12 protein-coding genes are annotated in these 11,750 nt (G+C 68.9%); 7 read left to right on the forward strand and 5 right to left on the reverse strand.

Annotation, left to right across the window (positions count from 1 at the left end; all coding sequences use genetic code 11):
* The first annotated feature begins 56 nt into the window (after nt 1-56).
* Together AC1DB8_RS14215 and AC1DB8_RS14220 are read left to right on the forward strand one after the other, a co-directional pair.
* Entirely contained in the window at nt 57-1,247 is a 1,191-nt protein-coding gene (locus AC1DB8_RS14215; RefSeq protein ID WP_476893388.1) for a 4-hydroxybenzoate 3-monooxygenase, read from the forward strand.
* 116 nt (nt 1,248-1,363) lie between these two features.
* Entirely contained in the window at nt 1,364-1,756 is a 393-nt protein-coding gene (locus AC1DB8_RS14220) for a nuclear transport factor 2 family protein (RefSeq protein ID WP_441419212.1), read from the forward strand.
* Nucleotides 1,757-1,825: 69 nt separating this feature from the next.
* Here AC1DB8_RS14220 and AC1DB8_RS14225 read toward each other — a convergent pair whose 3' ends face one another.
* The 4 genes from AC1DB8_RS14225 to purB form a co-directional block, all read right to left on the reverse strand.
* Nucleotides 1,826-2,329, reverse strand: coding sequence for a GNAT family N-acetyltransferase (locus AC1DB8_RS14225; RefSeq protein WP_441419213.1), 504 nt, complete (start codon nt 2,327-2,329; stop codon nt 1,826-1,828).
* Nucleotides 2,330-2,489: 160 nt separating this feature from the next.
* A complete protein-coding gene (locus AC1DB8_RS14230; RefSeq protein WP_441419214.1) occupies nt 2,490-3,170 on the reverse strand; it encodes a histidine phosphatase family protein in 681 nt (226 codons plus the stop codon).
* A gap of 66 nt (nt 3,171-3,236) precedes the next feature.
* Nucleotides 3,237-4,151 carry an endonuclease/exonuclease/phosphatase family protein gene (locus AC1DB8_RS14235; RefSeq protein ID WP_441419215.1) on the reverse strand — a complete coding sequence of 305 codons (915 nt, stop codon included), beginning with the start codon at nt 4,149-4,151 and terminating at the stop codon, nt 3,237-3,239.
* A 109-nt stretch (nt 4,152-4,260) separates the two neighbouring features.
* Nucleotides 4,261-5,703: an adenylosuccinate lyase gene (gene purB / locus AC1DB8_RS14240; RefSeq protein ID WP_476893389.1), complete on the reverse strand. Its 1,443-nt coding sequence runs from the start codon at nt 5,701-5,703 to the stop codon at nt 4,261-4,263.
* A gap of 197 nt (nt 5,704-5,900) precedes the next feature.
* Between purB and AC1DB8_RS14245 the strand changes: the two genes are divergently transcribed.
* Together AC1DB8_RS14245 and AC1DB8_RS14250 are read left to right on the forward strand one after the other, a co-directional pair.
* On the forward strand, nt 5,901-6,197 hold the full coding sequence (locus AC1DB8_RS14245; protein ID WP_476893390.1) for a hypothetical protein: 297 nt from the start codon (nt 5,901-5,903) through the stop codon (nt 6,195-6,197).
* Nucleotides 6,197-7,678 carry a hypothetical protein gene (locus AC1DB8_RS14250; protein ID WP_476893391.1) on the forward strand — a complete coding sequence of 494 codons (1,482 nt, stop codon included), beginning with the start codon at nt 6,197-6,199 and terminating at the stop codon, nt 7,676-7,678. The genes AC1DB8_RS14245 and AC1DB8_RS14250 overlap by 1 nt, the downstream gene beginning before the upstream one ends.
* Nucleotides 7,679-7,722: 44 nt before the next feature.
* Here the strand turns inward: AC1DB8_RS14250 and AC1DB8_RS14255 are convergent, their stop codons facing one another.
* Nucleotides 7,723-8,151 carry a phage holin family protein gene (locus AC1DB8_RS14255; protein WP_441419219.1) on the reverse strand — a complete coding sequence of 143 codons (429 nt, stop codon included), beginning with the start codon at nt 8,149-8,151 and terminating at the stop codon, nt 7,723-7,725.
* A 59-nt stretch (nt 8,152-8,210) separates the two neighbouring features.
* On the opposite strand from AC1DB8_RS14255, the gene AC1DB8_RS14260 reads away from it, so the two are divergent.
* The 3 genes from AC1DB8_RS14260 (at nt 8,211) to AC1DB8_RS14270 (ending at nt 11,743) form a co-directional block, all read left to right on the forward strand.
* Nucleotides 8,211-9,329, forward strand: a complete 1,119-nt coding sequence (locus AC1DB8_RS14260) for a histidinol-phosphate transaminase (RefSeq protein ID WP_476893392.1) — start codon at nt 8,211-8,213, stop codon at nt 9,327-9,329.
* 147 nt (nt 9,330-9,476) lie between these two features.
* Complete coding sequence (locus AC1DB8_RS14265; RefSeq protein WP_476893393.1) at nt 9,477-10,766, forward strand: thiamine pyrophosphate-dependent dehydrogenase E1 component subunit alpha; 1,290 nt, start codon at nt 9,477-9,479, stop codon at nt 10,764-10,766.
* Nucleotides 10,763-11,743 (forward strand): alpha-ketoacid dehydrogenase subunit beta, encoded by a 981-nt coding sequence (locus AC1DB8_RS14270; RefSeq protein WP_476893394.1) that lies wholly within the window; start codon nt 10,763-10,765, stop codon nt 11,741-11,743. Before AC1DB8_RS14265 ends, AC1DB8_RS14270 begins: the two co-directional genes overlap by 4 nt.
* Nucleotides 11,744-11,750 lie beyond the last annotated feature (7 nt).

An 11,750-nucleotide genomic window follows, 5' to 3' on the forward strand; every position in this document is an offset into this window, starting at 1 on the left:
CGTGCGGCCGACAGCTTGGCGCGCCGCTCCGGGCCCCGCAACGAAGCGAGGACAACATGGCAGCCCGAAAAGTCATCACCACCCAGGTGGCCATCGTGGGCGGGGGCCCCGCCGGGCTCATGCTCTCCCACCTGCTGGCCAAAGAGGGCATCGAGTCCACCGTGGTCGAACTGCGCAGCCGGCGCGAAATCTCGGAAACCGTCCGTGCCGGCATCCTCGAGCACGGCACCGTCAACCTCCTCGTGGACACCGACGTCTCCGATCGCGTGCTGCGCGACGGCGACCGGCACGACGGGATCGAGCTGCGGTTCAACGGGGAAAGCCACCGCATCGACTTCCAGGACCTGGTTGGCGAGTCGGTCTGGCTCTACCCGCAAACCGACGTCTTCATGGACCTCGCCGCGCGCCGGGAGGCCGACGGCGGCGACGTCCGGTACAGCGTCACGGACACCAGCGTCCATGACATCGAGGGTTCGCCGAAGGTGTGGTTCACGGACGCGGACGGCACCAAGATCGAGCTTCAGGCCGACTTCATTGCGGGCGCGGACGGCTCGCGCAGCCACTGCCGTGTCCAGATTCCCGAGGCTGACCGTAAGTGGTACTTCCACGAGTACCCCTTTGCCTGGTTCGGCATCCTGGCCGAGGCGCCGCGCAGCTCCGACGAGCTGATCTATGCCAACTCGGAGAACGGCTTCGCCCTGATCAGCCAGCGGACCGAGACGGTGCAGCGGATGTACTTCCAGTGCGACCCCGGCGAGGACGTCAACAACTGGGACGACGAGCGGATCTGGGAGGCGTTCCGCAGCCGCGTGAACGGCAACGGCTTCGAACTCAAGGAGGGCCCGGTCATCGACAAGACGGTCCTGAAGTTCCGCAGCTTCGTGCACGCCCCGATGCGGCACGGCAAGCTGTTCCTGGCCGGGGACGCCGCCCACACCGTCCCGCCCACCGGAGCCAAGGGCCTGAACCTGGCCATCCACGACGTCAAGGTGCTGTTCGAAGGCCTGGACAGCTTCTACAAGACCGGCTCCACGAAGCTCCTTGACCTGTACAGCGACCGCGCCCTGGACCGGGTCTGGAAAGCGCAGCACTTCTCCTACTGGATGACCTCCATGCTGCACACCCAGACCGGAGCCGACGACTTCGCCCGCGCCCGCCAGCTCGGCGAACTCAATTCGGTGGTGTCCTCGCGGCACGGCCGCGCTTACCTTGCCGAGGCCTACACGGGCTGGCCGGCAGGGAACTAGGACGTCCTCCGGGACTCCGGCAGCTCCGCATCTTTCCATCGACAGCACCCCGGGCCAGGACTAGCCTTTAACCGTCCCAGCATGACCCGACAAGGACGACGGAGAGGTGTCCGATCATGGGAAACGCAGAGAATGTTGAACTGGTCCGGCGGGGGTACGAGGCCTTCAACGCAGGGGATATGGCGACCCTCAGCGAGCTGTTCGCGGAGGACGCAGTCTGGCACGTGGCCGGAAGCGGCGTGCTATCGGGGACGAAACAGGGCCGCGACGCCATCCTGGCGTATTTCGGCGAACTGGGAGCGCGCACGCAGGGAAATTTCCAAGCCAAGGTCCAGGACATCGTGGGCGGGGAAAGCCACACGGTCGCGATCCAGCAAACCCACGGGGAGGGCAACGGCAAGACCCTGGACATGGGCACCGTCATCACTTTCGTGGTCCGCGACGGCAAGATCGCCGAGGGCCGGGAGTACTTCGAGGACACGGCCAAGTCAGACGATTTCTGGACCTGACGGTCCGGGCCCGGCGGCACTGGCAACGCAGGCACTGACAGCGCAGGCGGCACGCAGCGACGCGCGGCCTCACGCCATGGCGGTGTGCGCGGCGCTGTGCGAATCGATCGGCTTCGCGTAGCAGTACGAGTGCTCCACGCCGATGTATGGGCCGAAGTTGGGCACGGCCACAAAGCCCGAGTTCTGGTAGAACTGCCGCCCGTCGGTCTGCGCCGACCCCGCCTCAGCGGTCAGGGTGGTGACGCCGAGGGCATGGGCGTGCCCCTCTAGCGCCGCCAGGATGGAACTGGCCACGCCCGAACCTCGCGTGTACGGCAGCACGTAGAGCCGCTTGATCTCGGCGGTGTGCTCGTCCAGCAGGCGCAACCCGCCGCAGCCCACCGGCTGGCCCGACGCCTTGTCGTGCGCCACCAGGAACACCGCGGTGTCGACTTCCGACGGCGGTGGCCCGGACTCGTGCCCGCGGTGGCCGAAGCGGGCGTCCAGTTCCGCCTGCTGGGCTGCCCGCAGGTCGGCTCCCACCGGGTTGGACCAGGGGACCTGCCGGATGTTGAGCCGCGGGTTGGTCTGCATCGCTGCCTCGATTCGCCGAAGGGTTATGCAGACCAAGGCTATGGAGCGGCGGTTTCCGTGGTGTTTCGGCCACGTAAGGGCTTCGAGAACTCGGTTTCCGCGATTTCGACGAGTCGGCGCACATTCGGCGTCCGGAAACGCCCGTCCGGCACGGAAACGTCTAAGCGGACGGTTCGGCGGGGCGGCCGGTTGGGTCCTCCGCCGTCGGGTCCGCCAGGGCCAGTCCGCCCACCGGGCTGTCGTCCCAGTGGATTAGCCGCCAGCCGGCGTCGGGATCGCCTTCCAGCGCCACGATGCCGGTGTTGGCGAGCACGTGCCGCGCGGCGAACTCCGCCTCGACATTGGCGGCACGCAGGCCGGTCCAGACCCGGATCGCGGCGCCGTGGCTGACGACTGCGACGGCGGCGTCCCCGGCGGCGGAGGCAGCGGCGGCGATCCTCGCGATCGAGTCGTCGTAGCGTTCGAAGAAATCGTGGCCGCTGGGGCCGGAGGGCATCCGCCGGTCCAGTTCGCCCGCCGTCCAGGCGAACACTGTGCCGAGGTAGCGCAGGTGGGATTCGCGGTCGGTGAGCTTCTCCAGCGCCCCGGCTTCGATTTCCCGCAGCCCTCCCAGCACCTCAATCTCCAGCCCGCGGGTGGTGGCGAGCGGTGCGGCCGTGAGCTGGGTGCGGACCAGGGTGGACGCGTAGAGCAGTCCGATCTTTTCGTTCGCCAGGGAGCGGGCCAGCGCGGCCGCCTGGCGTTCGCCCAGTTCGGTCAGTCCGGGGCCCGGATGGGCGGTGTCCAGCTGTCCCAGGACGTTGCCCGGGGTCTGGCCGTGACGGATCAGCAGAAGCCTCATGGCAGCGATTTTACCGGCTGGGCCGGGGCCCGGCGCGGCCCAGCTTGCCGCCCGTGATTCCGGCGGTCAAGGGATCCGGACCGTGGCCTGGATCGGGGCGTGGTCGCTGGGGTACCGGTCGTCCAGCCGGAAGGTGTTGACCGCGGCCTCCGCGACCTGGATCTCCGGCGTGACGGCGATCCAGTCGATGCGGCTTTCGCCGATGACCGGGTCCTTGTAGTTCGGGAACGTCCCGTACTCCGGAGTCAGCCGCTGCTTGGCCGCGGTCCAGGAGTCCCGGAAGGTGCCGCTCCCCACCAGGGTGCTGTACGCGCCGGAGGCACCGGCGTCGGCGTTGAAGTCGCCCATCAGCACGGTCGGCAGCCCCGGCTCGAAGCGTGTTGCGTGCTCCACGATGGCCTCGGCGCTGCGCAGCTGCGCGTTCTCGGACTCGTGGTCGAAATGGGTGTTGACCACCATCAGCTCACGTCCGGTGTGGTTGTCTTCGAACCGGCCCCAGGTGGCGATCCGGGTGACGTGGTTGCCCCACGTCGCCGAGCCGGCCACCGTGGGCGTGTCAGAGAGCCAGAACTGGTCCCACGTCCGCAGCTTCAGGCGGCGGGCGTCGTAGAAGATGCAGGAGTGCTCGCCCCGGCGGCCACCTTCGCGGCCGTGGCCGATCATCCGGTAATGGTCCGGAAGGGCCTCGCCGATCACGGCCAGCTGGTGCTCCAGGCCCTCCTGGATGCCCAGCACCTCGGGCAGCTCCTCGGCCAGTACGGCCTGCAACGCCGGAACGCGCTCCGGCCAGTAGTCGGCCTGGCCCGGCAACGTCGCCGCGATGTCGCAGCGGATGTTGAAGCTCATCAGGCTCAAGGCAGCCGGGTCGGCCGCGGCGTCAGCAGCCGCGCCGGCTCCTGGGCCGGGGTCGGCGTCGGGACCGGCCGCTGGGCCGGGGTCGGTCAGAACGGTCCGTGCTGTCGACGGTGCGTCGCTCGGCAAGGGGTCTCCTCGGGTCGGTAACAGCCCCAGCTTCCTTTCTGAAGCTGGCCAGTCCTCGACGGCCGCGTAAACGGCGGCCTGCCGGAAGGTGAATTCGGGGCGAGCACGGCTAGGCCAGGTGGTCGACCAGCTTGTCCGCGATGCCGGTGTACTTGCCCGGGGTCAGCGCCAGGAGGCGGGCTTCGGCATCGGCTGACAGGCCCAGGCCCTGGACGAATTCCCGCATCCGGGCGGCGTCCACCCGCTGGCCGCGGGTCAGGTCCTTGAGCCGCTCGTACGGGTTTTCCATGCCCGCGACACCGGCGATCGCCTCGGCCCGCATGACCATCTGGATCGCCTCGCCGAGGACCTCCCAGTTGGTGTCCAGGTCCCTGGCGAGCACGTCCTCGGCCACGTCCAGGCGGTCCAGGCCCTTGGCCACGTTGGAGATGGCCAGCAGGGAGTGGCCGAAGGCCACGCCGATGTTTCGCTGCGAGGAGGAGTCGGTGAGGTCGCGCTGCCAGCGGGAGGTGACCAGCGTGGAGCCCAGTACGTCCAACAGGCCCGAGGAGATTTCCAGGTTGGCCTCGGCGTTCTCGAAGCGAATCGGGTTGACCTTGTGCGGCATCGTGGAGGATCCGGTGGCTCCGGCAACCGGGACCTGCGCGAAGTAGCCGATCGAGATGTAGCTCCAGATATCGGTGCACACGTTGTGCAGGATCCGGTTGAAGCGCGCGACGTCGGCGTACAGCTCGGCCTGCCAGTCGTGGCTTTCGATCTGCGTGGTCAGCGGGTTCCAGCCCAGGCCCAGGCCTTCTACGAAGCTCTTGGCGACCTGCTCCCAGTCCGCCCCCGGCACGGAGGCGACGTGGGCGGCGTAGGTGCCGGTCGCGCCGTTGATCTTGCCGAGGTACTCGGTCCGGGCAATGCGGTCCAACTGGCGGGTCAGCCGGTGGGCGATCACGGCCAGTTCCTTGCCGAGCGTGGTGGGGGTGGCGGGCTGGCCGTGCGTGCGGGACAGCATCGGGACCGCGCGGTTGGCCTCGGCCATCGCGCTGATCTGCGCGACCAGCTTGCGGGCCGCGGGCAGCCAGACGTCCTCCACGGCGCCCTTGACGCCGAGCGCGTAAGAGAGGTTGTTGATGTCTTCCGAGGTGCAGCCGAAGTGCACCATGGCGGTCAGGTGCTCGATTCCGATGCCCGGCAGCCGGCGGCCGATGTAGTACTCCACGGCCTTGACATCGTGCACGGTGACGGCCTCGATTTCGGCCAGTTCGGCGACCGACGCGGCGTCGAACTCGGTGACGATGGCCCGCAGCTGCTCCTGCTGCCCCGCGCTCAGCGGTCCGGCCCCCGGCAGGACGTTGTTGTTGGTCAGGTGGATCAACCACTCAACCTCGACGGCGACCCGGTCACGGTTGAGCGCGGCCTCGGAGAGGTAGTCCACCAGCGGCGCGACCGCCGACTGGTAGCGGCCGTCGAGCGGGCCGAGCGCGATCTGGTGGTCGGACGCGGCGAGGGCCAGGCGTCCGGACGGCGTGCGGGTCTCAGCTGTGGCGGCAGTTTCAGGCATGGTCCGATTCTTTCACGAAGTGCCGCCGGGCCTTAAGCGGGCAGTTCCTTATGACATTTCCCCCCGCGGACGGGACCGTTCCGCCCCCTGCGCGGGCGGCAGCTTTTCCACATAGCTGTCCCGGCCGCTTCCGGCGCCGCTGGCCGGCCCCTAGCGTCGAACCCGGGACTGAACTGCGAATGAAAGGGGCCCGGACCATGAGCGGCACGTTGACAGCGGCGGAGGCGGCGGCGTGCGCCTCACGCAGCTACGAGGTCCAGCAGCTAGCTGCCAGGGTCGCGTCATGTGCGGACCAGGGCGGTGCCGCCTTGGCCGCACTGAGCCGGCTGGAACTCCACGGCTGGCAGTCCCCGGCCGGCCGCGCCTACCGCTCTACGCTGTCGCTTCAGTCCGCAGCCTTGCGGCGGGGCCGGGGCGGGCTGCAGGACGCGGCAGCGGTGGTCCTGCGGCACGCCCAGAACGTGACGCTTTCGTCGGGACGGCCGGGGTACTGATGGCGGAGGCGACCCCGGCGGGCTCCGGAGACGTCCCCCGCCCCTCCGCACCGCCCCCGGACGGGATGCTCCGGATCCGTGGCGGGATCGGCGGCCTCAGCTTCCAGTTCGAGGAACTGCTGGCGGGCGCGGCGGCCCTGGATGGGGTGGTGCGCCAGCTCTACGCCCTGGAGGCGGAGGCCGACGGCGTCCGCCGCGCGCTGTTCGACTACCAGCCCGACTCTTACCGCAGCGGCAGCGACGCCATCATCGCGGTGGGGGAGGCCGGCCGGGACGTCAGCCGCGTCAGGGCCGAATTGGAACACATCGCCGCCCAGGTCCGGGCCAGCCACCGGGAGTACGAATTCACCGAAGCCCGGAACGCCTTGCTGCTTCGGATGGGGCTCTCCGCCCCCGGGTACGGCTCCCCGCAAAGTCTCTTCGCGCTTCCCGGGATCCGCGACCAGGTCGAACACGGCGTGGCCATGGCTCCGCGCAGCCTGGCCCTCCTGTTGGGCCTGCCCGTTCCCCTGGCCGGGGCCGTCGGCGCGCTCAGCGGGCCCACTGACGTCCGGCGCGCAATCCGGGACCTGGCGGCCGCGCCGGGACTGGGGTTCCTGAAACCGCGGCCGGTCACAGTGGTCGGCAGCGAAACAGCCGCCGCGGACGTGGACCTCTCCCCGGCGGGCCTCTTGCGGCGGGCGGACGCGGTGGGCCGGAACAGCGGCGACATTGAAGTCATCCGGGTCGACGGCGGCAGCCGGCGCGCTTGGGTGGTCATCATCCCGGGAACCCAGCTCGGCGGGCTGCCCGCGGGAACCAACCCCTTCGATACGGCAGGCATCGCCGAGGGGCTCGGCTACGATTCGCAGGCAACCACAGCGGCCATCAGGCAGGCACTGCGCGAGGCCGGTGTGGAGGCGGGCGAGCAGCTCGCCGTCGTCGGCTACAGCCAGGGCGGCATCCACGCCATGAACCTCAGCAGGGACAAAGCCTTCCTGGCCGAATTCGACCTGAAGTTCGTACTGACCGCCGGTTCCCCGGTGGGCGGCATCACCCCTGAGCCGGGCATCGGCAGCCTGCACCTGGAGCACCAGCACGACTGGGTGCCGGGAGCCGACGGACTGGCCAATGCGGACACCAAGGACCGCGTGACCGTGACCTTGACCAATGACCTGGTCATGCCGCCGCCGCAGGATTTCGGTCTCGGTCCCGGCCATCGGCTGGAAAACTACACGGCCGGCGCGGAGGCGGTCGCGGCGAGCCGGGATCCCTCGCTGCGGGCATCCACCGCCGCACTGGCCGCCGTGGTCGGTGCCCGCGGCATCGCAACGGTGACCCGATTTTCCCTGCGGCGCGAACCGCAGCCGGCGCAGGGCGTGGTCACGGCTCCGGGGCCCAACCGCTCGACCGGCGTATTGCCCTCAGCCCGCGTCGCGACGGACGCACGACCCGCTGCGGCCCCGGCTGCGGCACCGGCTGCGGCGGGGATGTCCGGCTAGGGGCTGGACGGGGAGTGCCGGCGGGAGTGTCCGCGGAGGGCCGGCTAGCGGCGCCGGCCGCCCGGGAGCCGCCCGGCGACGAGGGACACCACGGTGATGATGATGGCTGCGAAGACCGCGGTCCAGAAGAAGGAGTCGATGGTGAAGTGCACCGGCGTGTAAGAGCTCAGCCAGGAGGTGAGGTACAGCATCGCGGCGTTGATGACGATCGTGAACAGCCCCAGCGTGAGGATGGTCAGTGGTAGCGACAGCAGGCTGACCAGCGGCTTGACGAGGGCGTTGACGAGGCCGAAGATCAGCCCGATAAACAGGTACGCCAGGATGATCCCGATCGTGTCCGTGCCCTGCGTGACGCCGCTATTGGCCACGGCCCCGGTGGTGGCGGACGTGGAAATATCCAGCCCGGGGAGGATCCAGCTGGCGATCCAGAGGGCCAGAGCATTGACGATGACCCGCACGAAGAGTGAGCGCATGGCCCCATGCTGTCACATCACCGGTCGTACCGGCAGGAGGGCGAAGTAGGCTAAGAGGCATGACTTCATCAGACAAGCAGGCCGGAGGGATCCGCCCGCGGCCGGTAGTAGACCTCCTTCCCCGTTACGCAGCCGGAAAACCGCCGGTCCCGGTCGAGGGGCTAGTGAGCTACAAGCTTTCCTCCAACGAGAACCCGCTGGCTCCGATCCCTGCAGTGCAGCAGGCCATCGCGGCGCAGACCGACTTCAACCGCTACCCGGACCCGTTGAGCAGCAAGCTGCGCGGTGCGCTCGCGGGCTTCCTGGACGTCCCCGCCGAGGACATCGTGACCGGCGCCGGCAGCCTCGGTGCGCTCAACCAGCTGCTGGCCACCTTTGCCGGCCAGAACGACGACGGCAAGGCCGACGAGGTCATCTACGCGTGGCGTTCCTTCGAGGCGTATCCCATCAGCGTGGGCCAGGCCGGCGCCGAGAGCGTGCAGATCCCGCTGACGGCCGACGGCCGGCACGACCTGGACGCGATGGCTGCCGCGGTGTCGGCCCGCACCCGGATGATCCTGCTGTGCACCCCGAACAACCCCACCGGCCCCATTCTCACGACCGAGGAGACCGAGCGGTTCCTCAAGATCGTCCCCTCGGACATCGTGGTGGTCATCGACGAGGCCTACCAGGAGTTCGTCCGGGCCGAGGATGCCGTCGACGGCATCGAGATGTACCGCAAGTACCCGAACGTCGTCGTCCTGAGGACCTTCTCCAAGGCGCACGGCCTGGCCGGACTGCGCGTGGGTTACAGCGTGTCCCAGCCGGACCTCACCCAGCACCTGCGCGTCACCGCGACGCCCTTCGCGGTTTCCCAAATCGCGGAGGCGGCGGCTGTCGCCTCGCTGCAGCACTTTGGCGAGGTTGTAGAAAGGGTACAAAGCCTGGTCGATGAGCGGGACCGCGTGACCGAGGGCCTGCGTGAGCTCGGCTGGTTCGTACCGGACGCCCAGGGCAACTTCGTCTGGCTTAATCTGGGTACCAACAGTGCGGAATTTGCCGCACTGGCGGGGGAGCGGGCACTGTCGGTCCGGGCCTTCGGCAACGAGGGGGTGCGGGTGAGCATCGGCGAGGCCGAAGCCAACACCCGTTTCCTCGAATTGTGTGCGATCTATACAAAACCCCCACAGCGTTCCTAGCGCTTAACACGAAGTCCGCCGAAGGTACGCTGCGGATAAAGTAGGGACGAGTAAGCCAAAATATATGCCGGACCTGGAATGCATGCCCGGTCCGGCATATATCCCAGCGATTGCGGCGCATTCGGATGCGGCAGGCAAGGAGACGGTATGGGCGCCACACATCTGCCCTCTACCGAGTTCGACGGAACCGACGTGGATGACCAGCTCGAGGCGCAGGCCGAGGCGGTGCTGGGCGACCCCGCTGTCCCGATGGTCCAGCTGCTGGGTCCGGACGGCACCCTGAGCTCGGATCCGGTGTTTTCCGAGTACGCCGCGCGGCTCGACGCCGGGAAGCTCCGCGGTTTCTACGCGGACATGGCAAAGATCCGCCGTTTCGACGTCGAGGCCACCGCGCTGCAGCGGCAGGGCCAGCTGGCCCTGTGGGTCCCGCTCACCGGCCAGGAAGCGGCGCAAATCGGGTCCGGCCGGGCGAGCCAGCCGCAGGATTACATCTTCCCGACCTACCGGGAGCACGGCGTCGCGCTGACCCGCAACGTCGACCTGGCCGAGCTGCTGCGGCAGTTCCGCGGGGTGTCCAACGGCGGCTGGAACCCCAAGGACACCAACTTCCACCTCTACACGCTGGTCCTCGCCGCCCAGACGCCGCACGCGGTCGGTTACGCAATGGGCATCCAGCGCGACCAGAAGCTCGCCGCGGCCCAAACGGCAGCCGGGGAGGCGCCGGCCGGTTCACAGGCGCCCAAGGCCGCCGTTATGGTCTATTTCGGCGACGGTGCCAGCTCCGAGGGCGATGTCCACGAGTCCATGGTCTTCGCCGCCTCCTACAACGCCCCCGTGGTGTTCTTCTGCCAGAACAACCACTGGGCCATCTCGGTTCCCACCGCCGTCCAGACCCGCATTCCGCTCTCCAACCGCGCCAAGGGCTACGGCTTCCCGGGCATCCGGGTGGACGGCAACGACGTGATCGCGGTCCACGCCGTCACCGAGTGGGCCCTCGAACGCGCCCGCGAAGGCACGAGCCCGGTGCTGATCGAGGCCTTCACCTACCGCGTCGGCGCGCACACCACCGCCGACGATCCGACGAAGTACCGCGGCTCGGATGAAGAGGCGCAATGGCGGGCGAAGGATCCGCTGGAGCGGCTCGAGAAGTACCTGCGCGCCGAAGGCCTCGCCGACGACGCCTTCTTCGAGCAGGTCAAGGCCGACGGCGACGAGCTGGCGGCGTACGTCCGCAGCACCATCCACGACCTGGGAACCCCGGACATCCGGACAGCCTTCGCCAACACCTACGCCGAGGCACACCCCCTGGTGGCCGAGGAGCTGGCGTGGTTCGAGGAATACAGTGCGGGCTTCGCCGACGAGGCAGACGGAGCCGAGGCAGGCGCTGCCGGGTCCGAAACGGCCGCGGCACACACAGAGGGGGCGGTGCGACGATGACCACCATGACCATTGCCAAGGCCATCAACGAGGGCCTGCGCGCGACGCTGAGCAGCAACCCCCGGACCCTGCTGATGGGCGAGGACATCGGCCCGCTCGGCGGCGTCTACCGCGTCACCGACGGCCTGATCGGGGAGTTCGGCGCCGACCGCGTCGTGGACACCCCGCTCGCCGAGTCCGGCATCATCGGCACCGCGATCGGCCTGGCGCTCAGCGGCTACCTGCCGGTCTGCGAGATCCAGTTCGACGGCTTCGTCTTTCCCGGCTTCAACCAGATCACCACGCAGCTGGCGAAGATGCATTCGCGCAGCAACGGCAACCTCACCGTCCCCGTCGTCATCCGGATCCCCTACGGCGGCGGCATCGGCTCGATTGAACACCATTCCGAGTCCCCCGAGGCGCTGTTCGCCCATACCGCCGGGCTGCGCATCATCACCCCGTCCAACCCGCACGACGCCTACTGGATGATCCAGCAGGCGGTCGACTGCCTGGACCCCGTGATCGTCTTCGAGCCGAAGCGGCGCTACTGGCTCAAAGGCGAGGTCGACACCGACTCCCCGGGCCAGTCCGCGGACCCCTTCAGGGCCCATGTGCTGCGTGAGGGGTCGGACGCTACCGTCGTGGCCTATGGCCCGCTGGTTCCCGTGGCCCTCGCGGCCGCCTCCGCGGCGGCCGAGGACGGCCACAGCGTCGAGGTGATCGACCTGCGCTCCATTTCGCCGATCGATTTCGACACCGTCACGGCCTCGGTCCGGAAAACGGGCCGGCTGATCGTGGCGCATGAGGCGCCGACCTTCGGCGGTATCGGCGGCGAGATCGCGGCGCGGGTCAGCGAGCGGGCCTTCCATTCCCTCGAAGCCCCGGTCATCCGCGTCGGCGGCTTCCACATGCCCTACCCGGTCGCCAAGGTGGAAGAAGACTACCTCCCGGACATCGACCGCATCCTTGAGGCGCTGGAACGCGCCCTCGCCTACTGACGGGGAC

Source organism: Arthrobacter sp. 10N410 (assembly GCF_056394945.1).

Excerpts from the sequence above, each read along its gene's own strand:
- AC1DB8_RS14215 (WP_476893388.1), top strand. The coding sequence starts at position 57 with ATGGCAGCCCGAAAAGTCATCACCACCCAGGTGGCCATCGTGGGCGGG.
- AC1DB8_RS14220 (WP_441419212.1), top strand. The coding sequence starts at position 1,364 with ATGGGAAACGCAGAGAATGTTGAACTGGTCCGGCGGGGGTACGAGGCC.
- AC1DB8_RS14225 (WP_441419213.1), bottom strand. The coding sequence starts at position 2,329 with ATGCAGACCAACCCGCGGCTCAACATCCGGCAGGTCCCCTGGTCCAAC.
- AC1DB8_RS14230 (WP_441419214.1), bottom strand. The coding sequence starts at position 3,170 with ATGAGGCTTCTGCTGATCCGTCACGGCCAGACCCCGGGCAACGTCCTG.
- purB (WP_476893389.1), bottom strand. The coding sequence starts at position 5,703 with ATGCCTGAAACTGCCGCCACAGCTGAGACCCGCACGCCGTCCGGACGC.
- AC1DB8_RS14245 (WP_476893390.1), top strand. The coding sequence starts at position 5,901 with ATGAGCGGCACGTTGACAGCGGCGGAGGCGGCGGCGTGCGCCTCACGC.
- AC1DB8_RS14250 (WP_476893391.1), top strand. The coding sequence starts at position 6,197 with ATGGCGGAGGCGACCCCGGCGGGCTCCGGAGACGTCCCCCGCCCCTCC.
- AC1DB8_RS14255 (WP_441419219.1), bottom strand. The coding sequence starts at position 8,151 with ATGCGCTCACTCTTCGTGCGGGTCATCGTCAATGCTCTGGCCCTCTGG.
- AC1DB8_RS14260 (WP_476893392.1), top strand. The coding sequence starts at position 8,211 with ATGACTTCATCAGACAAGCAGGCCGGAGGGATCCGCCCGCGGCCGGTA.
- AC1DB8_RS14265 (WP_476893393.1), top strand. The coding sequence starts at position 9,477 with ATGGGCGCCACACATCTGCCCTCTACCGAGTTCGACGGAACCGACGTG.
- AC1DB8_RS14270 (WP_476893394.1), top strand. The coding sequence starts at position 10,763 with ATGACCACCATGACCATTGCCAAGGCCATCAACGAGGGCCTGCGCGCG.